The 24511-nt window shown below is 45.3% G+C and carries 24 protein-coding genes; 9 read left to right on the top strand and 15 right to left on the bottom strand.

The features are described from left to right. The first annotated feature begins 99 nt into the window (after nt 1–99). Together SHAL_RS17750 and SHAL_RS17745 are read left to right on the top strand one after the other, a co-directional pair. Nucleotides 100–531, top strand: a complete 432-nt coding sequence (locus tag SHAL_RS17750; protein WP_012278493.1) for a universal stress protein — start codon at nt 100–102, stop codon at nt 529–531. A gap of 186 nt (nt 532–717) precedes the next feature. Continuing rightward, nucleotides 718–1161 (top strand): universal stress protein, encoded by a 444-nt coding sequence (locus SHAL_RS17745; RefSeq protein ID WP_012278492.1) that lies wholly within the window; start codon nt 718–720, stop codon nt 1159–1161. Between the two features lie 426 nt (nt 1162–1587). On the opposite strand, the gene SHAL_RS17740 is transcribed toward SHAL_RS17745, so the two are convergent. Genes SHAL_RS17740 through SHAL_RS17730 form a run of 3 tightly spaced genes read right to left on the bottom strand, consistent with a single transcriptional unit; the run spans nt 1588 to nt 4461 of the window. After that, on the bottom strand, nt 1588–2166 hold the full coding sequence (locus tag SHAL_RS17740) for a DUF924 family protein (RefSeq protein WP_012278491.1): 579 nt from the start codon (nt 2164–2166) through the stop codon (nt 1588–1590). Between the two features lie 2 nt (nt 2167–2168). Further along, a complete protein-coding gene (locus SHAL_RS17735) occupies nt 2169–3686 on the bottom strand; it encodes a PH domain-containing protein (RefSeq protein WP_012278490.1) in 1518 nt (505 codons plus the stop codon). Next, nucleotides 3676–4461: a PH domain-containing protein gene (locus SHAL_RS17730; protein WP_012278489.1), complete on the bottom strand. Its 786-nt coding sequence runs from the start codon at nt 4459–4461 to the stop codon at nt 3676–3678. The genes SHAL_RS17735 and SHAL_RS17730 overlap by 11 nt, the downstream gene beginning before the upstream one ends. Nucleotides 4462–4690: 229 nt before the next feature. Here SHAL_RS17730 and SHAL_RS17725 point away from each other — a divergent pair, with 229 nt between their 5' ends. The 4 genes from SHAL_RS17725 to torR all read left to right on the top strand — a co-directional run bounded on the left by SHAL_RS17725 (nt 4691) and on the right by torR (nt 7800). Further along, nucleotides 4691–4987: a winged helix-turn-helix domain-containing protein gene (locus tag SHAL_RS17725; protein ID WP_012278488.1), complete on the top strand. Its 297-nt coding sequence runs from the start codon at nt 4691–4693 to the stop codon at nt 4985–4987. A gap of 169 nt (nt 4988–5156) precedes the next feature. Then, entirely contained in the window at nt 5157–5981 is an 825-nt protein-coding gene (locus SHAL_RS17720) for an ion transporter (RefSeq protein WP_012278487.1), read from the top strand. 183 nt (nt 5982–6164) lie between these two features. Beyond that, nucleotides 6165–6902, top strand: a complete 738-nt coding sequence (locus tag SHAL_RS17715) for a TorF family putative porin (protein ID WP_012278486.1) — start codon at nt 6165–6167, stop codon at nt 6900–6902. Between the two features lie 187 nt (nt 6903–7089). Then, nucleotides 7090–7800, top strand: a complete 711-nt coding sequence (gene torR / locus SHAL_RS17710; protein WP_012278485.1) for a two-component system response regulator TorR — start codon at nt 7090–7092, stop codon at nt 7798–7800. A 72-nt stretch (nt 7801–7872) separates the two neighbouring features. Here torR and torT read toward each other — a convergent pair whose 3' ends face one another. Continuing rightward, nucleotides 7873–8937, bottom strand: coding sequence for a TMAO reductase system periplasmic protein TorT (gene torT, locus SHAL_RS17705; protein ID WP_012278484.1), 1065 nt, complete (start codon nt 8935–8937; stop codon nt 7873–7875). 108 nt (nt 8938–9045) lie between these two features. Here torT and torS point away from each other — a divergent pair, with 108 nt between their 5' ends. Next, nucleotides 9046–12210 carry a TMAO reductase system sensor histidine kinase/response regulator TorS gene (gene torS / locus SHAL_RS17700; RefSeq protein WP_012278483.1) on the top strand — a complete coding sequence of 1055 codons (3165 nt, stop codon included), beginning with the start codon at nt 9046–9048 and terminating at the stop codon, nt 12208–12210. 95 nt (nt 12211–12305) lie between these two features. Here torS and torD read toward each other — a convergent pair whose 3' ends face one another. The 7 genes from torD to SHAL_RS17670 all read right to left on the bottom strand — a co-directional run bounded on the left by torD (nt 12306) and on the right by SHAL_RS17670 (nt 19680). After that, on the bottom strand, nt 12306–12971 hold the full coding sequence (gene torD, locus SHAL_RS17695) for a molecular chaperone TorD (protein ID WP_012278482.1): 666 nt from the start codon (nt 12969–12971) through the stop codon (nt 12306–12308). After that, nucleotides 12968–15466, bottom strand: coding sequence for a trimethylamine-N-oxide reductase TorA (gene torA, locus SHAL_RS17690; protein WP_012278481.1), 2499 nt, complete (start codon nt 15464–15466; stop codon nt 12968–12970). The genes torD and torA overlap by 4 nt, the downstream gene beginning before the upstream one ends. Before the next feature lie 14 nt (nt 15467–15480). Further along, nucleotides 15481–16659 carry a pentaheme c-type cytochrome TorC gene (gene torC, locus SHAL_RS17685; RefSeq protein WP_012278480.1) on the bottom strand — a complete coding sequence of 393 codons (1179 nt, stop codon included), beginning with the start codon at nt 16657–16659 and terminating at the stop codon, nt 15481–15483. Between the two features lie 40 nt (nt 16660–16699). Continuing rightward, nucleotides 16700–16870: a periplasmic nitrate reductase, NapE protein gene (locus tag SHAL_RS22735; protein WP_012278479.1), complete on the bottom strand. Its 171-nt coding sequence runs from the start codon at nt 16868–16870 to the stop codon at nt 16700–16702. Between the two features lie 273 nt (nt 16871–17143). Next, entirely contained in the window at nt 17144–17518 is a 375-nt protein-coding gene (locus SHAL_RS17680; protein ID WP_012278478.1) for a DUF2956 domain-containing protein, read from the bottom strand. An 80-nt stretch (nt 17519–17598) separates the two neighbouring features. Next, nucleotides 17599–19011, bottom strand: coding sequence for a heme anaerobic degradation radical SAM methyltransferase ChuW/HutW (hutW, locus tag SHAL_RS17675; protein WP_012278477.1), 1413 nt, complete (start codon nt 19009–19011; stop codon nt 17599–17601). Nucleotides 19012–19254: 243 nt separating this feature from the next. Next, nucleotides 19255–19680: a PACE efflux transporter gene (locus SHAL_RS17670; RefSeq protein ID WP_012278476.1), complete on the bottom strand. Its 426-nt coding sequence runs from the start codon at nt 19678–19680 to the stop codon at nt 19255–19257. A gap of 151 nt (nt 19681–19831) precedes the next feature. On the opposite strand from SHAL_RS17670, the gene SHAL_RS17665 reads away from it, so the two are divergent. Next, complete coding sequence (locus SHAL_RS17665) at nt 19832–20737, top strand: LysR family transcriptional regulator (RefSeq protein WP_041416551.1); 906 nt, start codon at nt 19832–19834, stop codon at nt 20735–20737. Between the two features lie 35 nt (nt 20738–20772). Here SHAL_RS17665 and SHAL_RS17660 read toward each other — a convergent pair whose 3' ends face one another. Next, nucleotides 20773–21273, bottom strand: a complete 501-nt coding sequence (locus tag SHAL_RS17660) for a YdcF family protein (RefSeq protein ID WP_012278474.1) — start codon at nt 21271–21273, stop codon at nt 20773–20775. 68 nt (nt 21274–21341) lie between these two features. Beyond that, nucleotides 21342–21875, bottom strand: a complete 534-nt coding sequence (locus tag SHAL_RS17655) for a dihydrofolate reductase family protein (RefSeq protein WP_041416094.1) — start codon at nt 21873–21875, stop codon at nt 21342–21344. A 136-nt stretch (nt 21876–22011) separates the two neighbouring features. Between SHAL_RS17655 and SHAL_RS17650 the strand changes: the two genes are divergently transcribed. Next, nucleotides 22012–22593 (top strand): TetR/AcrR family transcriptional regulator, encoded by a 582-nt coding sequence (locus SHAL_RS17650; RefSeq protein WP_012278472.1) that lies wholly within the window; start codon nt 22012–22014, stop codon nt 22591–22593. 59 nt (nt 22594–22652) lie between these two features. On the opposite strand, the gene SHAL_RS17645 is transcribed toward SHAL_RS17650, so the two are convergent. Together SHAL_RS17645 and SHAL_RS17640 are read right to left on the bottom strand one after the other, a co-directional pair. Beyond that, the gene (locus SHAL_RS17645) at nt 22653–23465 is read right to left on the bottom strand and encodes a heme ABC transporter ATP-binding protein (protein WP_012278471.1); all 813 of its coding nucleotides are present in this window, start codon (nt 23463–23465) and stop codon (nt 22653–22655) included. Between the two features lie 2 nt (nt 23466–23467). Further along, nucleotides 23468–24484: a FecCD family ABC transporter permease gene (locus tag SHAL_RS17640; protein ID WP_012278470.1), complete on the bottom strand. Its 1017-nt coding sequence runs from the start codon at nt 24482–24484 to the stop codon at nt 23468–23470. Nucleotides 24485–24511: the final 27 nt, after the last annotated feature.

Below are 24511 nucleotides of genomic sequence, written 5' to 3'. Positions count from 1 at the left end.
AGCGCCGAGTCATAGTATTAAGTAATAGTATTAAGTCTTTGCCATAAAGCGGTATTTACCATGGCGATAGTAAGCGAATAATATTTGGAGGAAATAGTCATGCGTAGTCGTCAAATCTTATGTCCAACGGATTTTTCTGATACTGCTTCTCATGCACTAAAGTATGCGATTGAAATGGCAAATCTATACCATGTTGGCCTACGCATTGTGCATGTCATTGAGCAGCCTATGGGGGTCGATAATTATCAAATTCTTACCGTGACGCCCGAAGAGCTCGCACAGAGCATGGAAGACAATGCTGCTGAGAATATGAAACAGCTATTGACCGAACTCAAGAGTGAGCTTTCGGTTGAATCGGTTATTCGCCATGGTAGCGCTGCAGAGCAGATCCTTAAAGAGGCTGAGGGCTCAGAGGCGGGGATGATTGTCATTGCTAGCCATGGTCGCACCGGGCTGTCGCATTTTTTGCATTCTAACGTTGCAGAAGCGGTCGCTAACCGCGCTCAGTGCCCCGTGCTGGTCGTGAAATAGCGAACGAGTTAGTTTTAGGTAGTTAGTTTTAGAGAGTTAGTTATAGAGATAGCTATAGGATAGCTATAGGATAGCTATAGGATAGCTATAGAGAGTTATCTGCAAATTGCTCGCTGTTGTCTTAATCCAGTGAACGCTTTGCGGTAAAAGCAATCAAGCCACTTAAGGCTAGATTGAGGAGAGGTTATGCGTACTCGACAGATTTTATGCCCAACTGATTTTTCATTGACGGCATCACATGCACAAGGCTATGCGATAGAGATGGCTAATTTATACGGCGTGAGTTTACGCTTGGTGCATGTTATGAGTGAGCCGTTCAGTGAGCATCATTACGGTATTGCAGTAGAATCGGCGGAGCAGCTCGATAGACAAATTGAGGTTGCTGCAAATGAAAACCTTGAGAAACATCAATTGCAGATCCAACAGGAGTTAAACCATGGTTTGACGGTGAAGACTGTGCTGCGTAAGGGTGATGTCTTAGATGAGCTACTTGAAGAGGCCGAGGTTGGAGAGGTTGGCATGATCGTTATTGCTAGCCATGGTCGAAAGGGAATTTCACATCTATTAAATCCTAATATCGCTGAGGCGTTAGCGAACAAGGCTAAATGTCCAGTGCTGGTGGTGAAGTAAAGTGGGTTACTTATGGCTGTTATCTAGGGTTTAGTTAACAATGAGACAGAAAACAGCAGTCACACTTTAATTTTTAGCCCTAAACCACTTACTTCAGAAGGTGGTTATCATTAATTAGGCTTTGCCTGAAATAAAATGAATGAAAGTTATGGAGTAGGCTATGTTTAATGACTTATTAGCTCATTTAAACATATCCACGTTAGACTCAGCTATACAGTAAAGCTTTGCTAGAAGCGCTGTGCAAGCTTCTAAATCAGGGATGATTTAGCAGAGCCTATAGGGATATATTTATGGCGTCTTGCGAAAGCACGATAGGAAAGCCCCCTTCTAGGGAGCCCGTTTTACAACAGATAGGCAAAGCCATCGACTTCAGAAGGTGGATTCTTTACTAGCGTAGCGATTCTGTATTGGCTCGGGAGTGTGCGGCTAAAAGCTTGAGCCCGGCTGCTGCAAAAAGGCGATTTCCTCAGGAGTAGACTCTCGACTCAAAATTGCATTTCGGTGAGGGTAGCGGCCAAATTGGTCGATAATAGCTTTATGCCTAAGCTCGAAATCTAAATTGTCCTGAGCCGCTTCTCGGCCAAATAGTCGTAGTGCCACCTCATGCACGACGGATGATTCGCTGTGCATATAGGGCATAAATAAAAAGGGCACTTGTTTAGTCTTCAGTTTTGAGTCGGTATTGAGTGCTACCGCTTCTTGTGCAAGCACGAGTGCGATGGGATCGGCGGCAAAAGACTGTGGGGTATCGCGATAGATGTTGCGGGAAAACTGATCTAGGACGATGATCTCGGCCAGTCGCCCCTCTGGTGTGGCGCGCCAATGATATAATTCACCTTGTACGGCCGTCGCTAATAAGCCTGCATACCGCTGCTTAATCAAGGCATCAAATTCATTATCTTTAATCCACCACTGCTTAGGTTCAATCTCTTCAAACCAAAAATGAATAATCATGTCTGGGGTTATGGGATGAGCTGAACTCTGGGCTGATACAGGTTTATTCATGGCTATATCCAGTTTCGGTGATCGTTATGAATAAGCGCAAGTGATCGCTCTGCAATGTCTCGCGCCGCAATGATGGAAATATAAGGCAGTTTTACTGTACCACTCGCGAGACCAATTTCAAGATTAGCTAATCCACCACGCTTTTGATTGGGTGATTGGGTTATCGCGACATGTTGTACCTTAGTGAGTGCGATTAGCTGCCAGCTTCTCCCTAGTAGCCCTGAGTGAAACCACAGATTATTGCCCTCAAGTACATAGCCGTATTGGCGATATCGTAAATAAATACCTATGCAAAATAGGCTAGCGGCAATCCAAAGGATGTCGGTAAATAGGTTTAAGCCTAAAAAGTAAGTGTTAATCGCAGGCACGAGTAACGGCAATAACCCTCTACGCCAGAACCAGCCTAAATGGATCCGCAGGTAATGCTTAGGAAGCTGTAGCGAGCTGGCTTCTATGCCGTGAAGTTCTGGCAATAGTTGAGCAATGTCTTTACGTGTCATGCAGGGGATCAGCATATTTGTACTACCTCGCTGTTCAACTTCATGGCCTTGGACTTGTTTAAAGTACACCGTCCATAACTTAAGTAAGCGGCCAACTAGCGGCTGATAGAACTTGATAACCTGTATGCGCTTAATGGCGAGAGCATCATTTTGTTTAGCAATAATCCCCCCAGTACGGTGCAGGGTATTGCCACTGCGACTCAAACGATAAGGTGAGTACTTAAGCACCGCAGAGGTGATCGACAATAATGAAAATAGCAGATAAAACAGTACTAAAGTCATTGAAATAAAGAGTATTTGTAGCACAATGCTGATGCCAATGTTGACCTCGTACCAGACCGACAATGACTGCACTAATTGCAGGTTTTCCATCGATTCCCAATCAAGTTGTCCCAAAATAGGCCCTAAAATGACGGCTAACCAAATGGCATTATTCTGATAAAAGCCAAAGGTAACCAGCTGTTTTAAGCTTTTGCGGCTGAGAATATAGGCTTGCTTGGGGCGACGGTGTTGTTGAGGTGATTGCTGAGGCGAATGAAAGGCTTGATGTGAGTGTAAGTCGTGCTCAGCCATTAACTGCTTCTTAAGGTTGAGGGCATCTTTATAATCAAGGGCTGATAGCTCTGCTTCATTGTTTTTCGAGCCCGCCGTTTCGACAATTAAGCGATAGAGTCCCATCGGGCGAAAATAAAGTGGCTGCTCTAAACGCACGTTTTGAATTTTACTAAAGGGGAGCTCATCGGCTTTTTTAAAAATGATCCCATGTCTGATAATGAGCTTATCAGCCTCGACTCTAAAGCGAAATTTCAACCACTGCAGCACACTAAAAATGAAGATGGCGCTGATCACCGCTGCAATCGCGACGATCACCCAAGGACTACTAAATCCTTGCTGCCATCCGGTATACACCACGGGAATGAGAGCATAGCCACTGCTGAGTAATTGCCGAGTGGCAAATAAGGTAAAACTGATGATTGACCACGCTGATAGCGATGACCACTGAGAGAATTTATGCGCCATCGCTAGACACTCCCTCTGTGATCTCTTGTTGAGACAAGTTCTGTGCATGCTTGGGTAAATTAGCTTGCAAGTTAGCCTTAGCCGCCTGCGATAACAGATGCTGGCGTAAGTGCTCTGCGGTTTCTTGCTCTATACCCGGAAGTTCTATTTCTGCTGAGCCACTGCCTGCGCTGAAACATTTTATCGTGGATAGATTAAAGTGACGTTCTAGTGGGCCGTGAGATACACTCACATGCTGCAATCTTGAGTAAGGTAAAGAGGTTCGCTTAACCCACCAAAAGCCCTGCTGCATTAATAATTCATGCTCACAAGTGGCATAACCTAACGATTTAGCATGGCGATGTCTTAAGTAGCCAATGATACATATTATCAGTAGTAAACCAGTAAGAATGGCAATCACCAGTGGCAAGCTCAATGCGCCTGGGATAATGACCGCCAAGGATGCGCCGATAAATACGAGTCCGCCAAATATCAGGCTTTCGGTCAGTACTTGGGTGTAGTGGCTGTCGTTTACCGATTGTAATGCAACACGATCGAAGCTTTGCCAGTCACTAGAGTCAACAGTAACGTGCGAAGCTGTTAGCTCCAGCTCCTTTACCGTGGGTGTGATGCTCTCTTGTTCTGTTAGCACTTGTTGCACATTAGTAGGCTTTACTTGGCTATGAGCCATTTGCTCTGGCATCACAGGAGATGAGGGCGCTGACTCTGAGACTGCTTGTTCACAAGCAAGTTGTTTAGCGTTAGCCTGTTTCGAATTATCCGTTTCACTATTCATGTCACTCTTTATTTCACTCTTTGTTTCACTTTTTATTTCACAATCCATGTCACAGCCCATCTACGACTCAATATCTTAATCGACTATATCAGGATGGTAGGCTTTATCGCTATAGGGAGACATATTTGGCAACATATTGCAGTTAAGTGAGTTGTGATAGCCGATTGCGACTTGTTATTTATTGCCAATAACGTACTTTATCGGCAATGCCCTTAATAATAAGAACCCTATGAGCCTCAATTTTACCGCCTCAAAACAGCAAAACGCTTTTTTTAGAAAGCTCTATATTGCTTACCTTATCGATAGTGAAAGGCATAATTTACTGTCGCTGCACAAGCTAACGGAAATGCCACGTCGAACCTTACAGGATGCAATAGCAGCACTGGGGGACCTAACTATTGAGTGCGAGTTTGTGCAAGAGGGGGAGCGCCATAATGCTGGCTTTTATCAAATTAATCATTGGGGGGCGATTGACCGTAATTGGGTGGAGGCGAATCTTAACGAGATCGTATCTCAACTTAACTAATTATTACTGATGTTCTCGGGGATCGTTCTCGCTCCCCGTCACACTTTTCAGCCTTCGATTTAACACCAAATTAAGCCTTGCTCATTACACTGCGCGATCCTTTGGCGAACGCGGCTTTGGCTCGCGTCGTCTAGACTGATTTATATTCCATTTTAAATAGGAGCGCAGCGTGCTTGCGAATGTTTCTGGCTTACAGTCAAAACTCAAAATAATTGATAATAGTAATTTTTTCCAAGGTTTTATCATCTTTGTTATTGTGGTCTCAGCGCTGTCCATTGGCGCGCATACTTACCACTTGCCGAGCTGGATGGAGAGTAGTCTCGTGGTGCTCGATATCGGTATTACCGTGTTCTTCGCCATCGAAATTATTATCCGCTTTCTTGCCAGCGACGGGCCTAAGCGTTTCTTTAGCAATGGCTGGAATGTATTTGACACCATTATTGTTATAGGAAGCCTTATTCCTGCTGGTGGCTCGGCAATATTGTTGGCTCGTCTACTACGTATCTTCAGAGTGCTGCGTCTAGTCTCGATGATCCCTGAGCTACGGATGCTGGTTAATGCGCTGCTTAAGGCCATTCCGCGCATGGGCTATATCGCGCTGTTGATGTTCGTCATCTTCTATATTTACGGTGCCATCGGCAGCATGTTCTTTGCCCATATTAATGATTTTCTATGGGGCGATGTTTCAGTTGCTATGCTTACGTTATTTAGGATCTCAACTTTTGAGTCATGGACATCAATCATGTACGAGACGATGGCGGTGTACCCACTGAGTTGGCTTTATTATTTAAGCTTTATCTTTTTAACTGCGTTTGTATTTTTAAATATGATGGTGGGGGCGGTACTGGATGTGATGACCCAAGAGACTGCAGCCATGCGCGGTGAACAAGATCCTCAAGAGCCAATGGAAAAGCCTGCAAGCTCAGCAGATGTCGCCGAGCTTAAAGTGCAAATTGAGGAGCTTAAGGGCTTACTGCTGAAGAAAGCGAGCTAATCAGAATTTGACCTCGTTAAGTCATATTGTTCATATTTTTTCATAATGTTGGGTTTTTAATTCATATCTACTCCCAAGGTCGTTAATAACTTGAGAGTAAGATTTACTCCAAGTTCAGATTAACAATCTTAGATTTAAAGCTTGATTAAAAACTTAGATCGACAACATATTGGGATGATGATTATGAAATTTGCACATGTGATGATGCTTGGTAGCTTAGCAATGGCGAGTATGGGCTCCGCTGTTGCCGCCGATGACAACGAACTATTTGGTGGTCAAATTAGCGGTAATGTTAAGTTTGCAACTGACTATGTCTTCCGTGGTGAGTCAGAGACTATGGATGGTGACGTTCCCGTTGTGCAGGGTACCTTGGGTTGGGGCAATGACGATGGCTGGTACACAGGTGTATTCGCATCAAACATAAAATTTGCCGATCCAAACCTTGAAATCGTCACCGCGCCATACATTGGTAAAGCGGGTGCATTGGGTGACAGCGGCCTTACTTACGATGTGATGGTATTTTCATATCTTTATCCAGGAGCTTCATATTCAAATTACACCGAATTATGGATCCGTGTGGCTAAGCAGTTTGGTCAGGCAAATGTTCAACTTGAAGTTACGCCAACGCTAGACGATTGGTTTGGTGTTGATGGCTGGCATGGCGTGAACTACGCCGTTCACCCAAGCTATGATTTCAACAACGGTGTAAAGCTATCGGGTTCACTCGGTTACCAAGATCTTGATGGTGAAGGCGCTGAAGGTTGGACTCACTGGAACTTAGGTGTGGAAGCTAACTATGTGGGTTTAACTTTCGACCTTAGATACCACGGTAGCTCTGTTGGTGACTCCCACTTAGTTTATGGTACGCAGACTGAAATTTTCGACGATCGCGTCGTATTTGGTGTTAGCAAAAGCTTCTAAGTTAATAATCTAAAAGTTATTTTTAAAAGCCAGCTCAAATTGAGCTGGCTTTTTTAGTTCAAGCAACCTTTTCAATTTGTCACCAAGCTCCTCAACCGCTCGCTTTACGTGCTAACTTGTGTATATTATGTGGCGCAATTTTGTAGACACTTCTGTCTATAGAGGTGGTTTAGGGTTGAGGTGGTATATGGGTTACCGAGTACTAGTTGTCGATGATGAAGCGGTCATCAGAGCTAGGTTAAAAGGTTATTTTGAGAAAGAGGGCTATGAAGTGCTCGAAGCTCAAGATGGCGACCAGATGTGGTACGAATTTGAGCGTCAACATATCGACTTGGTTATGCTCGATATTAACTTACCCGGTGTCGACGGTTTGAGTCTTGCACGCGAGCTTCGCGGCAAGAGTCATGTGGGTATTATCTTGGTCACAGGCCGCGATGAAACCATAGATAAAATTGTCGGTTTAGAGATGGGCGCCGATGATTATGTCACAAAGCCTTTCGAGCTCAGGGAGTTACTCGTTAGGGTCAAGAACCTACTTTGGCGCATGTCGCTGGTCAAGAAAGCCGTAGCCGATAGCGCCGAGCATGTCGATCCCGATGATAATATTATCGCTTTCGATGATTACCTTTTAGAGCTTAATAGTCGCCAACTAACCCATAATGGCGAGCCCATTAAGCTGACTAAAGCAGAGTTTGAACTGCTCACCGCTTTTTCTCTACACCCTCAACAGGTGCTATCTCGCGAGCGTTTAATGATGCAAACCAGCCACAGAGATCAAGATGTCAATGATCGCACGATTGATGTGATTATTCGTCGTTTACGCAATAAATTATCTACAGACCTATTTGTCACAGTCCACGGTGAAGGCTACCTGTTTGCCGCGAAAGTGAAAGACTAAACTAGAACATTACTTGATTGGGTTTAGTTCTTTCATTGTGGAACGGTAAAGTTTCAAAGCCTATCTTGCTATTTAATATTCAGTATTAACCCGGTAAATCGGATAATAATCCGCAGGAGGAAGACTAGTCTTGAGCACTTCGTTGCTGATATGCCCTGAATAAAGGCTTTGGATTTTCGGGCCAATATCACCAAAGGCTTTAGCGCCTTCTAGTTCTCTCACCGTAATATCAATGGCGAGTTTTCCCTGCAATACCACCTGATCATCGTTACTAAACTCAACCTTTCCACGATAGATCCCTCGCAATACCGCTGGGGAGAGATAGCTGCTAATCAGCTTTACTTTATCTGTAAGCTGGTGCTGACGTAGCATACTGACACCGGCCTCTATGGCCACGGCACTGCCAAGAATGTAATCGGGGATCTGTTCGTTGAGAAGGCTCTCTAACTCGTCTCGATAGAGGTTGCGATTATTATCGGCATGGTGCACCGCACTAACGGTCACTAAGCTGTCTTTTAGCGCAGTTGACAGTCCTTGCTCGACGAGATCGCTGCCACCCAACTTGTCTGGTCCCGTGAGTAACGCTAAATTCACGGGGTGTTTGGCTTGCAGCTTTATATATTTACCAGCGATATAACCCATCTGGTACCAATTAACCCCAATGCGAGTATTCACCTTAGGGTGGTTTAGTCGATTAACCAGTGCGATAACAGGCTTAGTGATAGGGGCCTGATATAGGTCTAACAGATCGGGACGCACGCTACCGAGTAGAATTGCATCGAAGCTATGTTTCATGCAGTTATCTAGCTGTCTGAGCTGATTCTGGACGCTGTAATAGCTCCCCGCTTCAAACAGCTCAAACTTTAGATTTAATTGTTTAGCGTGTTGCGCTAACCCGTAGTCTATGCCTGTCCAGTAGGTGTCTTTCAGATGGGGCACGAGGGCGCAAATTCGCCAGCTCTTTTTTGCCGAAGTCAGTGGCGTAAGTTGCAGCGCTGAAGTTTGTTGTTGTATTTCATTATAAGGCGTTCTCTGCTCTATAAGCCAAGGTGATACTATGTCTGTCGCGCTTGCAAATGGGCTTAACAAGCTGAAGCCAACAAGGAGTAGCAAACGCAACTGCACAATTTTAATCATGGTTAACGTCCCTATGAATCGAGTGAGTAAACGATTAATACCAATTGATTAAATATTTAATTCAATTGGTATAATATTATACCAGCTTAACAGATAACAGTGAGTGTGTTGTTTTTGCCTAAATCACCTTTGCCAAAATTGTCATTATCGAGAAAAAGCTTAATTGGCCGCCTAATGCTGGCTTTTGGCTTGCTCGCCTTATTGCTACTACTGTTAGTTAGTTTAGGTAGCGTGAGTTTACGTTGGGTTCAAGAGGCTGATAAGTATCTATATAACAAGGCATTACCAGCATCTGAGGCTGCGAGTCAACTGGCACTGTCGAGTAGCGCCTTGGCTGAAAATGCCAAGCAACTTGGGTTGACTCAGGAGGAGGGCCAGCGTCAGTTTGTGGGGCGTAAGTTGTCGATAGAAAGTGCCACGATGCTCAGTGCGATTAAAGTGCTTAAAGCACTCGAAGTTAATTTTGACTTGAGCTTAGAGCAGAGTGCTTCTGACATTTTAGTGGATCTGTCTATGCTCGGGGAGCTGGTCGGCCAGCGCATTCAGGTCGCCCACAGTTTAAGGGGGCAAGGTAAAGCATTAGTCGATGCCGCGAACGTGAGTACTGAGCTGTTGCTAGCGGAGCTCGCTATCGTCGATTCAGGGATTTTATCTAAGCTCAGCTTGGCTTACCCCGATGCGGTTGGCGCTGATAAAACGGCTCAGTTGCTAGACACCCTTATCGAGCAAGACTTAGATACTCAAGAGCGACTCAATCGCGCCCTTAAAATCGTTCATAATATCGCTTTAATGGGGCAGATGTTTCAGTCTCCAGAGCTGGAACCGGGGCTCTATACCCTGCTAGGGGATACAGCTAGCCGTGCAACGCCTTTGGTGGGGCAGGCTAACAATCCTCTGGAGTCGGCGTCACCACAGCCAACAGAGCAAGACACTGTCAACGCCGATATTGAGAGCCGTTACCTTGCCTCGCTAACTAGCCTTACCCGAATTATTCGCGACCCGAACCGAGCCGCAACGCTTGCGGAGCAGTTTACTCAACTGCAAACCTTGCCACGGAGCCTCTCTTTGCAAAAAGAGTATGCTCATTATAATCAGGCGCAAGAGTTACAGTTGCAGGCCATTACAGATAAACTCGATGGGCTTAATGAAGTGGTTGCCAATGCGATGCTGCAGCAACGTCTAGAAGCTGACAATGCTCGAAGTAACTACCTCAAACAGCTCAGCTGGGCAAAGCTGGGGTTATGGATGACGGGCTTGTTGATGTTTTTAGTGATTTTCTTGGTTGTTTATAAAGTCATCTATAAGGGGATCGCCCTTAAACTCGATGCGGCAACTAAGGCGTTGGCACAGTTAAGCTTAGGTAATACTGCCGTCACCATCGATACCCAAGGCGATGATGAACTTGCCGCCATGGCGAGTGCCATTAAAGCCTTTAAACAAAAGACAGATCATAACCAAAAGCTGCAGGCGGAGCTGCGCGAAACGGCTGCCGAGCTGTTTGAGCATAAACAGGCATTGGAAGCGAAAGTTGAAGCCAGAACACTAGAGCTTGCCGAGGCCAATATTCAGCTCGATAGAGAGGCCAAAGGCCATGTGCATGCCCGTGATATGGCAGAGCAAGCCAACCAAGCTAAGTCATTATTCTTGGCAACCATGAGTCATGAGATCCGCACGCCACTCAACGGTCTTTTAGGTACCTTAACCCTGTTGGGCCACTCTAAGCTGCCTCCTGCGCAGATGCAACTTCTAGCACTGTCGCAATATAGCGGCACGCTATTGCAGACGGTATTGAACGATATTCTAGACTTTTCTCGCCTAGAACAGAGAAAGCTCGCCAATGAGCCCCGCGCCGTCGATATCAATGAGTTGCTCGAGCAGGTGGTGGCGATCATGTTAGCGGGGGCTGGACTTGCCGGATTAACCCTGCGTTCTCACCATAGCAACCTGCCTAAGTGGATCTATATCGATGGGCCTAAACTGCGTCAGGTATTGTTAAACCTATTGGGCAACGCAATTAAGTTTACCCCTCAGGGGCGAGTCGACTTGATTGCCGAAGTTAAAGACGGCTTGCTGCAATTTAAGGTGCAAGATACGGGCGTCGGTATCGATCCAGAAGCGATGACAAAACTGTTTAAAGCCTACAGTAATGAGCCAAGTCAAGGGCGAGATCGCGGTACGGGACTCGGGCTCGCTATTAGTAAGCAACTAGTTGAGCTGATGAATAGCGATGCGAATACTTATATTTGTGGCGCAAGCGCAGCAGTCGAGGAGCGTGCTTTAAGTAAGGCTGGAGTATGGGTGAAGAGTGGGGTGGGCAAGGGAAGTTGCTTTGGTTTTTCACTGCCGCTGGTTATCTGTGACAGACCCGATATAGAGCTGCAACAGCAGGTGATCCATACCCAAACTAAAAACCTTTTGGTTATCGAAGATAATAAGATTAATGCCATGGTGGCTCAAGGCTTCCTCGCTCATCTAGGGCACACATCGGTGTTAGCCAACAGCTGCGAAGCCGCGAGAAAAGCCTATACGGTACAAAGTGCAAAGCAGTTTGATGCCATCATGCTCGATATTCAACTCGGTGATGGTTCGGGGGTTGAGTTGCTGGAAGAGCTTCAGGAGGTGAACAGACAAGCCGAGCATCAAATCGAGATTGCCGCCTTTACCGCTCAGCTGCAAGCCGACGATATGGATAACTATCATGCTAAGGGTTTTAACTTAGTCTTGATGAAACCGCTGGATATGCAAGCCTTATCAAACTGGCTCGGCAACGCCGAGCCACTACAAGATCTCGAAAGCCCAGTTGAAACAGCCTTGAGCGGGAAAATAGCCTTGAGTGGGCAAACAGTCGTGAGCCAGAAGAAAGCCTTGAGCCAGAAAACCCCCGAGGATGGAGCCCTAAGGGAGGGGAGTAACCCATTAGCCAGCAATAACACCGATACCGCACTGCTCGATGACGCCCAGCTAAACCAAGACCTAACTTATCTTGGGCTAGAGACGGTGATAGAGCTGGCTCAGCTTTACCAACAAACCAGTGAGGTGCATTTTGAAGGCTTACTTAAAGACGATGCCGATATTGGTCATATTTTGCATGCCTTAAAAGGCAGCAGCGCTAACATGGGATTAGAGGCATTATCGAGTCAATGTAAGCTGCTGGAAAAGTCTGACTTGAGTCAAAGCCAGTACCAAGCTGTTGAACATGAGGCACTTAAGGCATTATGGCTGGCGTCAATAGCGGCATTGCAGGCATGGATAGCGCTGAAAAAAGATGAATAAGGTATAAACAGCCTCTTAGATAATAGAAGCAGACATAAAAAAGCGTGAGAGAACTTAAAGTTCACTCACGCTTTTTTAAACGAGTAATTTGTCTGTTAGCTTAACTCTGACGCTAACCACTCAACATCTGACTTAACCCAAGCATGGGTGAGTCTTGCCAAAGCTTGATAGAAGTTACCGCTATCTACCTCGGTAACTTTCGCCACGAAGTTGTTTAACCAGTTAGCTAAGTTTGCTTCAATGAAGCTGAGTTGCTCAGCATCATTGTTATGGATACAAAGATGAGCGACATAAGCCAAGATCACTGCAAGGTGATCGGCAGGCTCTGGAAACTCACTCTGTACCTGCAGTTGACTCTGTTTTAAAAACTGGGTCATCTGCTGATGTTGTTCACCAAAGAGTAACGGCTCCTCACCTTTTGCAGTTGGCTTGCTATCGAGATACAAGCTGGCATAGGGCGATGCACTGTATTTAGTGCCGACCAAGAACAGACCGCAGTAATCGGCGGCGAGTTCCAGTAAGGCCTTGTCGCTATTAAGCTTGGCGAGTTCGGCAACCAAGATATCGACATCAGCCTTAAAAGCGGCTTCACTGCTCAGCTGCGCCCAAAAATGCTTGGCTTGCTCGCTGGTTAAATCATGCAGTGTCTTATGATCAATTTCTTTGGCAAATAGTGACGAAAGTAATTGATAAATAGTGCTTCTAACCTGATCGACCGGGTTAATCTCTACTGACTCAGTGTTTACTGCATCTGTACTCATAGTGCTATCTCAATCGGACCGCTAAATGAACTGACTGTCGGTACTTTACCTTGATACTTTTCGTAGTCAACAAGGCAAGTATAAGCAGAACAAGCTTGTGCAAGCTTAGAGGTACCGATATCTAGCGTTAGAGTATTTGGATCGCCATAACTATCTAGGGCACCAATTTCATTACCACCGACTTTGCTACCATCTTTACCAACAGGACCATACCAAGCACCCTCTTGAATACGGATAACGCCCTCTGGGAATTTATCCGATACGACGGCACCGGCAATCAGTTGACCACGGTCGTTAAATACACGCACTATATCGCCAGATTTAATGCCGCGTTTCTTGGCATCTTCTGGGTTTAAGTACACAGGCTCACGCCCTTTGACTGTGTAGGTTTCACGGAACTCTGTAGACTCACACATCTGTGAATGTAGGCGTTTGTCCGGGTGGCAAGACTGTAACCAAATTGGGTGTTTCTTAGAACCAGGACCGCCATGACTACGCTCAACTTTTTCCATCCATGTTGGGTGGCCAGGGCAGTCATCGTACTCATAGTGGGCAATCTTACGGCTGAAGATCTCAATCAAGCCCGATGGCGTACCCAATGGGTTAATCTCAGGATCGTCTCTAAATGCTGCATGGCGTGTCCAAGGCTTACCTTCACCGAAGTTCACATAGCCAGCTTTCCAGAACTCTTCGAACGATGGCATTGCAAACTTACCCTCATTCGACGCTTTACAATCGTTGTACAGCATCTCTAACCACTGATGCTCGTTCATGCCTCGAGTGTACTCTTGCGCTTTGCCTTCGCCTAAAAGTGCGGCAAATCGAGTGAAAATCTCGAAATCAGAAAGACTCTCGTAAAGTGGCTCAACCATTTTCTGCATGGCTAATAATCCACGGTTAGCATAAGAGCCGTAGACGTCGATATCGTTTCGTTCGAACGTCGTACAAGCAGGCAGTACGATATCAGAGAAGCGACAAGCCGCAGTCCAGTTCATATCGATAGACACAATGCACTCAAGCTTGAAGAAAGCTTCTTTCATGCGGTTACGATCTTGGTGGTGGTTCCATGGGTTGTTACCAGAGAACACCATCATCTTAATGTCTGGATAGGTGACCTTAGAGCCATTAGCATCGATGGTCTTGCCTGGCTCGAGGATTGAGTCAATCCAACGTGCAACAGGAATAACGCTACTTGCACCTTTAAAGTCAGTGCTGTCAAAAATCTGCTTTTGGCCATCGTCTAGGTTACGTGGGAACGCACCTGGCGCCGCTGCTCCAGAAGAGGGTACGCCAATACCGGAGTAATGGTGACCATAGCTAATACCGCCGCCTGGTAAACCAATTTGGCCAATCATGGTTGCTAGTACCGCTGACATCCAGTATGGCTGCTCACCATGCTGCTGACGCTGAACACACCAGCCCATCAATATTTGGGTGCGGGCTTTGGTCATGACTTTTGCAAGATCACGGATAATCTCAGGTGAAACACCACAGATTTTTGATGCCCATTCAGGTGTTTTTTCGACACCATCAGTTTGACCTTGTAGGTAAGGCAGGAATTGGTCAAAGCCTAAGCTATAGCCTTCGATAAACTCATTATCTAGTAGGTTTTTATCGACCATTTCATGAGCAATAGCGAGCATGAATGGCACGTCGGTTTGTGGGTTAATGTACAGATGCTCACAACCTAGGTATTCCTGAGTTTTGGAAACAACAGGGTCGATACTAATAACACGGATCTCACCTTTAGCAACCTTCTCTTTTAACTGAGCAAGGTAAGCATAAGACTCGTGTGTTTCAGCATTCCAGCCGACCTGTAAGTTCTTGTAAGGATCATTTGACCACAAAATAATGGTCTTAGAGTGCTCAAGAATTAACGACCAAGAGGTACCTTGAGCATACACTTCGGTAGAACCTAAGACGTAAGGCAAAATTGTTTGCCCTGCACCTGTTGAGTAGTCGCCGACTTTTTTAACAAAGTTACCGTGCATGGCTACAGCGCGCTGCATGTGGCTAGTACATGAGTGCAATTGACCCGTTGCACGCCAACCTGTTTGTCCAGCGTGCAGGCCAGATGGACCATATTTTGTTTGAATTAGGTCGAGTGAGTCTTTAAACAAACCCAGTGCCTTGTCCCAAGTCACACGAACAAAGCGGAAGTCACCGCGTTGTGTGGTGTCGCTTTGGTGACCTTTCAATAGATAGTCTAAGCGCACCATTGGGTAACGAATACGAGATTCGTTATACACTAAGCCTTTAATACCGTTGATCATATCGGTTGGATACATATCAGTATCGAATGGAATAACCTCAGAGATCACGCCATTTTTGCGCTTCATCTTGAACGCACCCATGTGCGAACCTGTTGTTAGCCAGCCGTCACTTGCATCGGCACCTGACGCCGCTAAAGCATTGAGAGGTGCAAGTACTGATGATCCGCTAAGTATGACATAAGATGTTCCTACTAAGCCTTTTAGAAAGTCTCTTCTGTTCATTGCATTATGTCCTATTAATGAGCCGACTTATCGAAAGTTGATGAATGCTCTTGTAAATACTTCTGTACCAAAGCTTGTGTATCTTGATCCATATTGACGAATGCGATCATGCCTTGGAACATACCAGGCCAAGTGTTGGCATCGAAATGTGCTGGCGCTGGCTGAGTGTGACAAACACTACAGCTAGTGTTATATGTACCACGAGCGTAATCCCATAGTGGTTGAAGATCCGATAGTAAGTAGTCAGCTTCAATCCAAAGGTCAGCCTCTACACGTTGCCATATAAGGCCCGTCATCGGATCCTCTTTCTCTTCGAAGGTATTAATCACACCTTTTTCTAGCGCAGCGTCTTTAGTGAGCTGAGCAGACAGGATATTCAAGCCAAAGTCGTAGTAGATCACACGGCCTGCACCGATTTTCTTTCTCCAACCTTCGATACCTATTTGGGCGCGGTTGCCTTTCATTTCTAAGATTTTCACCTTAGTCGCGATGTTTAACGTACCGGCTTCAACATCTGTATTTTCATTTAAAAATAGTGGCTTAGTTAATGAGCTGAAGTAGCTTTGTCCAACTTTCAGGTTGGTAACACCTAAACCGACTTCGGCAATTAGCTCTGGTGCTCGAGCCGTACCCATATTGGGTAGGGTGTGAGCAATACCTTTGTGGCAATCGATACAGCTTTGATCCGTCTCTGCTGCCCGTTTCATCTGCTTTTGTGCAAGCTTAGACATGCTATCCCACTTCATTGACTTGTAGTCATGACAGTTTTTACAAGCCAAAGATTTATTTTGATCGAAACGCTTCCACTCTCGGCTCGCCATCTCTAGGCGTTTTTCATCATACTTCTCTGGGGTATTGATAGTATTGAATAACCAACCATAGACGTCGTGAGATGCTTCAAGTTTACGCGCCATCTTAGGGCCAAATTCGTGTGGTACATGGCAGTCGGGGCAGGTAGCGCGTACACCAGAATGGTTAGACCAATGCACCGTTTTCTGTAGTTCTTGATATGGCATGCTTTCCATACCATGACAGCTAATACAGAACTCTTCAGTGTTGGTTGCTTGTAGTGCGGTATTGAAACCACCCCAGAAGATAATCCCCATTAAGAAAGCTGAAAGGCTAACTGCGCCTAAAGTTAGGTATTTAGCGGGCTTGGTCAGTGTACGCCAGATGTTAAGTAACCATCTCATAACGGCATCCTCTTAATAAATTATAATAAATTGTTGATGTTTAGTGAGATGGAATGCCAGTAAGCGTTAGCGATATCCATGTGATTAACCCGTATGCGCTGATTAGAGTTGCACTAAGCACTGGGAATAGAAGGAAGATGATAAAGCAGAGTGCTCTTATTTCATCTCTCTTGGTGTTAACTTTATTTTTTTGGGTAGATTGCTCAGTCATGACCGTGTGCTCCAGCTATCCATATTTTTTGATTGTCTAAGTATAGTTATAGATTGTGAATAGCGATGGGGGGAACAATGAATAGAATAAGACAAGTTATGACAAATTATGAATGGATTTGACGTCACCTTCACTACAAGTACCGACTTAAGCTTAAGTAACGCCTAAACAATGATTTATAAGTCGATACTAAGTTAAAGTCGAAAGGAATAGCACTAATGGCTAATCATTAGTGCTGCTTTAAGAGGCGATATCGTGAGAGGTTGAGCTTATTTATTTAGCTATAAATAAATAAGCGATAAATCCAACCCAACTGAGCGTGAGTAACCCCCACGGTAGGTACGGGCTGGCTGCGCGGTCCTCTATATTACTGTGATCGAGTTCATGTTCGCTGGCTTCGCGAGCCTTGACCTTAACCTCTTGTTTACGCACTTTGTCCCGTTCTCTTGCTTTGCCTTTTTGAAGTTTCTTATATTCGGCAATGCCTTTTTCAATCCCTTGGGCGATAAGTTTAGTGTGCTCCTTGGATTGCCCCGGCTTTTGGGTCGCCTTGGCAACTTTCATTGCTTCAGCTTTGGTTTCACTTGAAATAGACTGTTTTGAGGCTGATGCTTTTGAGTTAGCTTGCTTTGAGCTTGATACTGCCATAGATGAATGAATGCTTAGCTAAGAATAAGCGCACTATATCAGCTCTGTAGCGAGATGTGCAGTGCGCTCAGAATATGTGCTTAACTTGTTATCCCTTGTGGTTGTTGGATCTCGGAGCCGTTTAGCTCTCCATTGAGTGGGTTTTCAGCAAGATATTGAAATAGCCCTGTCTGCATATTCACATTCCAAAAGCGTCCCGCAAGCGTAAGTTTTAGTGCATTTTGACTCAATATTGCAAGACCATTCTTTTGCCACTCGACAAACAGTGGCGTTAAGTGTACGACCATCTCTTTGGTGAGCAAAGCCAGGTTTAACTCGCCGCTATCAAGGCCTCGCTTAAATATGGCATCTAAGCTGGCCGATGGATTAGGGCTCATCAGCATCCCCGGAACTTGAATCGGAGCTGTTCGCACTAGGGGATTAGATAGCGATAGGGTTTCATCATGGGCCAGATGCCATTTCTTAAGATCTCTGCCGTTCATGCAGCCGTGACCATGAATACTGCCACCAGCACCCGCACCGAAGGGTAATATTTCAATGCCACTCTTAGCTAGGCTGTTGTAAACGCTACGCTCTCTTGGGGCGCATCGCCAGTGACAACTCGATAAGCGTTGCCAGTTTTGTGTCTCAAAATAGTTGGCGCCACTAGCATACATATTGGCCCGCATTTGGCTGTCAGCCTGAAACTCACTGGCAGCGGTGCCTAATACTTTACCTTTTTCTCGGGCGTTTTCGATACGGGTGCCACTTAAACCAATTAATTGATACAGATCGACACCATGTACACCGCTATCAATAACCGCTTGCAAGTCTTGCTGCCAAATATCCATGGTTTGACCGGGGAGACCAAAGATCAGATCGATGACGATACTGCCACTTGGATGCTGGCTTAACTGCTGTAATCGATTTAATAGAAAGTCTTTATCATCGAAACGGCCTGCGGCTTGGCGAACTTGAGTATCGAAGCTTTGCACCCCAAAAGAGAAACGATTAAAGCTGTTTGCAGTAGCGTTATGCCACTTGTCATCATCGAAGCCATTGAGTCGGCCTTCCAATGTGACTTCAGCATCGTCAATCAGAGGAAAACGCTGAATCGCTTCACCCAGTTGTTTCACTTCGTCGCTACTGATGTCGGTAGGAGTACCGCCGCCCACATAAACGGTATTAAATGGTCGGCTTTGTGCTAGCGGTGTATCGGCCGCAATCTTAAGTTGCTCGGTGAGATTTTTAATGTAGCGGCTAATCCGTTCAGGGTTGGTACCGTTTTCGAAAAAGTTGCAGAAGGTGCAGCGCTTACGACAAAAAGGAATATGAATATATAACGCCCGTTCAGTTGCTTGACTAGGTTGCTGCCACCATTGTTGCCATTGCTCAGGCTCAAGGAAAACGGGACGACTGCCACCACGGCCTGCATGAGGCGCACTTTTTACCTTAAAAGCGTGTTGCAGTGGTTCTGGACTAGCAATCCCTGTCATGGTGGGCGTTAAGATCATGGTTACTCTCAATTTGAAAAATGGTTGATGCGGAAATGATAATCATTATCAAATGCGGGTTTGATGAAGTAGATCAACTATTACACCTTTGCAATGTAAACGTTGGCGACGCAGATGGGGAGAATGGCAAAGAAAGTGTCGCCATATAAGAGCGGATGTAACTCCGCTCTATATGGCTATCGGATGCTCTTAACGCTTAATTAAATGTTTTAAGTTGCGTTATAGCCCTCTGGTTTACTCGCGTTAGTAAGCAAGTGTCCGATTGCGGACGATAAAGGCTCTTGTGTGGTCGTAGATGAGGTTATACATGAAAGCGTAAATGGTGATGAATACGGTCACGCCTAAGTCCATTATGAGGGCTTCTAGAATACCTATTTTTAAAATGTATGCCATAACCGGTACCGTAAAAAAGAGTAACCCCACTTCAAATAAAGTGACATGTAGCACGCGCATTTTTAGCGGACGCTTTTCTTTATCGCCAGTGACAATACGATCGAAGCTCCAGTTGAAGATAAAGTTCCAAATCATGGCGATGGTAGCAACAACTATCATCATTCCTGATAGTGATTTGACTTCAAAATCGGTAAAAATGGCTAAGCCAATAATTGAAAATGTGACTGCTAATATTTCAAACAACACTGAATGAAACACTCGCTCTAATATACTCATTAAGACTCCAATAAATCGATTCATTACATAATTCAAAGCGCTAACAGCTTTTAAGTGGCGCCGATTATTGCAGGAATAAGAAGAAGTGAAAGTTAACAGCTATCACAGTTAGTGATAGGCTGTGAATGACGGAGTCCCTTGGGTGATGAGCATGTATAGTTTTGAACAGTTGAAAATCTTTGTCACGGTATGTGAAACCGGCTCTTTTTCTGCTGCCGCGCGAAAATTAAAGCGAGCACAGTCTGGTGTTAGTCAGGCGATTGCCAACCTTGAAATTACGATCAATCAAGAGCTGTTTAATCGTGATAAAAATACGCCAATATTGACCGATAACGGTAAAGCATTGCTGCCGATAGCCCAGTCGATATTGCATCAACAGCAATATTTTGAACAAAAAATTGAATCATTAGCGAAAGCATCTGAGCATGAATTAATTATTGCGGTGGATGAAAGTTTAATAAACGATGACTTGTTAGGGATCCTTGTCCCCTTAGCCGAAAAGTTTCCTATTACGCATTTTGAAATCATCGCGGCATCTACCTTTGATGTCGAAGAGTTAGTGCGTAAAGGGAAAGCTCAGATAGGGATCATCTATGCCGACGGTGAGCTTAAGGTCGATATGGACTTTTTTATTCTTGGCCAAGCTCGTTTTCTAACCATTGCTTCTTCAAAGCATGAGTTAGCACAGTTACCTGTGGTTCAGGACTCAGATTTAAAGTCTTATCGCCAATGTGTCCATCGCAGTGCGAAACAAAAAGAACTTTGGTTCAGTTACGCCATTAGCACTATGGTTTGGTATACCAACACACACCAAAACTTAGTCACCTTAGTCGAAAAAGGCGTGGGTTGGGCTGTCGTGCCTGAATGGTTGGTAAAATCGAATATTGAACGAGGTGAGATTGTCGCTTTGCCTGTGGCACATGAATACAATGGCTGGTTAACTACGGTTGGCTGCTTAGTGTCGAGAAGTCATGGTTCAGGACCTGTGCTAGAAAACGTAATCGATAGCTTAAAGAACCACTTCTTTAGTCATGAGTATAAGACTATGTGGGAGTAGCGCTTAAAGTTGATTAAAGCTAACAATAAAAGCGCTTAGCTAAAGTACTGGGCCAGATTCTCTCGCTCTCTATCCATAACCGACAGTTCATGGGCTTCAAGCTGCTGCAGCTTTTCGGCAGACACTGGCGTTTGAGCGGCGTAATAGTTAAAGCTGATGTTAGGGAATAGTTCGCTGAAGATGAGTTTGGCACGCTGCATATGAAACTCTGATGTCACCAAGGTGATTTCATTAAATCTATGCTGCTCAATGATAGGTTTGGCGAGCGTTGCATCTTCGAAGGTAAAGCGGCTTAAGGCTATATCGGTAAAGGCATCAGCCAGCACGCCGTGCTTAATTAAATAGCGCTGGCAATATAAAGCATGTGGCGTCGTCGTTTGATTAAAGTGCGCGCCAAAACCACCAGTTAGTAGTAGCTTGCTCTGGGGCTGCTTTTGATAAGTGGCAAGGGCGGCTTGGCAGCGAGATAAGGCAATATCCGATAGCTTGCCTTGGTCATCGTTAGGTGAGCCGAGTACTATGATGACTCGACTCATTGATGGACTCCATTTATTCGCGTTAGCTGCATTTTTCACTCGCCCTCATTAACTTGGTAGAATGGCGCTCATCTTTGTCTAATAAAACTATTTTGCACCAAATGGTCGATCAAACGCTCGGCCTTTACATGCTTAAATTTAAGCGGTGCAGCCAGTTCGCCAAACAAAGGAATACCACCTCCTAGCAGCACGGGTATTGTGGTGATAATCAGCTCATCAATTAAGTCACGCTGTAAGAAACCTTGAATCGTTTTACCGCCGTCAATATAGAGGTTTTGGTAACCTTTGCTGTTTAGCTGCTGCACAATATGTTCAAGTTCGCCATTAATGATAAATGCCTTGCCCTCTAATTCCGCAGGCACCTCAGTTAGGGTATTCGATAGTACGAAAACCGGTTTGTTATAGGGCCAGTCTATGCCAAAACTGAGTACGATTTCTAAGGTGTTACGTCCCATAATTAAGGCGTCAATGCGCGCCATAAAATCACTAAAGCCAAGATCTGAACCCTCAGGGTTAGGAATATCGTGTAACCAATCGACCTTATTGTGTTTGTCGGCAATAAAACCATCAAGGCTAGTCGCAATATAAACAATATTTGGCATAGTTATTTCTCGCTTAAACATAGGCTAGTTTGCGAGTGATAAGTTTAGATGCTGCCTTCATGGCTTGTTAATCAAATCACTTACAGATAATATATTCTACACTGTAGAATAAGTGTGATTTTAACGAGACTCTTTTATGACTGTCAAGCATAAGAAGCGCGGTAGACCAGCGAGTCAGGCAAGTCAATTAAGCAAAGAGGCGATAGTTATACAAGCTAAGGCCTTGATGTTAAGCGATGGAAAAATACCTAGTATTCGTCATCTAGCGGGTAAATTATCTGTCGATGCGATGGCGATATATCACTACTTTAAAAACAAAGATGCCTTACTTGAAGCAATAACAACCTCCCTAGTGAGTGAGATTTGTCAGCCAGAAGCGGGTGATAAATGGCAGCAGGCCTTGACTGAGCTAAGTCTAAGTTACTTAAATTTACTCAAGCAGTATTCTGGGTTATTAGAAACCTTGTTATCGATGCAATCGAGTGGGCCTGCGGATATCTTTATTGCACGTTTTAAACTGATTTTAGCGCCATTAGCGTTAGAGGAGACTCAACTTAACAACGCATTATGTTTACTGGTGGATTATCTGCATGGCTTTGCTTTAGCCTGCCGTTGTAATAGTAGTGAGCAAGAATTGGAATTGCAGGCAATTTTAGGCCCATTGTCATTAATTTTTAACATGCTAGAAACCCAATCTGCAGATGAGTTTATGATCTAATACCAATTAGTATTAGATTGAAAAAGCGAGCACCAATGGCACTCACTTCGATATTAGTTTTAGAACAGTAGAGGTGTTTGCTTACTGGGTTCCATCACGACTATTGGGTCGTAGTGCCACACCTGTTTGATGATCTCAGGAGTTAAGGTTTCACTTGGCGCGCCATCACTGACAATACAGCCGTTTTCGAGCACCACTAATCTGTCGGCATAGCGTGAAGCTTGGTTCAAGTCATGTAACACCACGATTACGGCATAGTTGTGCTCATGGGCTAGGGTTTTGGCTAAACCTAGCACGCGATGTTGCTGGGCTAAATCCAGTGCCGATGTGGGCTCATCGAGTAACAAAATTGGTGGTCTTTCTGATTGCGCTAATTGGGTTAATACGCGTGCTAACTGCACTCTCTGCTTCTCACCGCCAGAAAGAGTGGGGTAGCTGCGTTCTTTTAAGTGAATAAGGGCAACTTGTTCGAGCTGCTCATCGACTAAGACTTTGCCTTGCTGTTGGTTAAGTGATAATGGGTACAAGCCCATCGCGACCACTTCATGCACTTTAAACGGAAAAGTGAGTGAGGCATGCTGCGGCAGTACCGCCAATGACTTAGCAAGCTTTTGTCTATCCCAACTATCAATCGCTTGGTCGTAAACATTTATATTGCCTGAGTCAATCTCAACGTCCTGAGAGAAGCTTTTAAGTAGGGTTGATTTACCTGCGCCATTAGGGCCTAGTAGTGCAGTGACTTGGCCTGCTTGAATCTCTAGGTTGATATCAGTTAGCACCGGTTTGTGACCAATGCGTACAGATAACTGGTTTACCTGCAAAACGGTTTCTTGCGCGACGTTAGTCGCAAACGGATCTTGTTTTGTCATCATGCTTATACCAATCTATGACGTTGCTTTAATAGCAATAGAATAAAGAAGGGCGCGCCGAGTAGTGCGGTCACTAAGCCAACGGGTAGCTCAGAGGGGGCAACGAGTGAACGAGCGCCGATATCGGCTAACGCTAAGATGGCTGCACCTAACATGGCGCTTAACGGCAGTAGCTGCTTGTGATCTGGGCCCACCATCATGCGAACTAGGTGAGGTACTACCAAGCCGATAAAGCCGATGATCCCGGTTGCAGCGACCGACACTCCGACACCAATAGCGCACAGTACGATGAGTTTGAGTTTGAGCTTATCGACATCAAGCCCTAAGTGGCGCGCTTCTGCCTCACCGAGTAATAACGCATTAAGCGCCTTAGCACTACGGTTAAAGTGCCAACTGATCAATGCCAGAGCCAGTAAGGTAAGCACCACGTAATGCCACTGCGCACCAGCGATAGAGCCCATCTGCCATAGCGTGAGATCTCTCAGAGCCATGTCATCAGCCATATAAGTGAGCAGGCCAATACCTGCGCCCGCTAATGCAGCGATGGCAACACCCGATAGCAGCAGTAACACCACAGAGGTGCCGCTGGCGCTACTGGCAAGACGGTATACTGTAAGCGTCGTGACTAAACCTGCAAAAAAGGCACACAGAGCAACCATATACTCACCGCCTTGGGGGATAAGTACGATACAGATTGCAGCGCCAAGCGCCGCACCCGATGACACTCCGATAATCCCGGGATCGGCCAATGGGTTTCTAAATAACCCCTGCATCACGGCGCCGCACTGAGCCAGAATTGCCCCGACAGTTAGCGCCAATATGGTACGCGGTAAACGCACATTATTTATCACTAGCTGTTCATGGGGAGCAACGCTTCCTAGCTCTAACTGCGTAGCCCAGTTCATGACGGCATGAAAACTCACAGATGGGCTAATTTGTAGTGGACCTATGCTGACAGACATCAGGCTCGTTATCACCAGAGCGGCGAGTAAACTGGGCCAAAGCCAACGACGATTATCCATGGTATTTCCTGCTCATTTTCTTAAGTT

The sequence above is a fragment of the Shewanella halifaxensis HAW-EB4 genome (genome assembly GCF_000019185.1).
GTDB classification, from domain to species: domain Bacteria; phylum Pseudomonadota; class Gammaproteobacteria; order Enterobacterales; family Shewanellaceae; genus Shewanella; species Shewanella halifaxensis.
The sequence above is the reverse complement of the archived record's forward strand: the minus strand, read 5'-3'. Positions and strand labels throughout refer to the sequence as shown.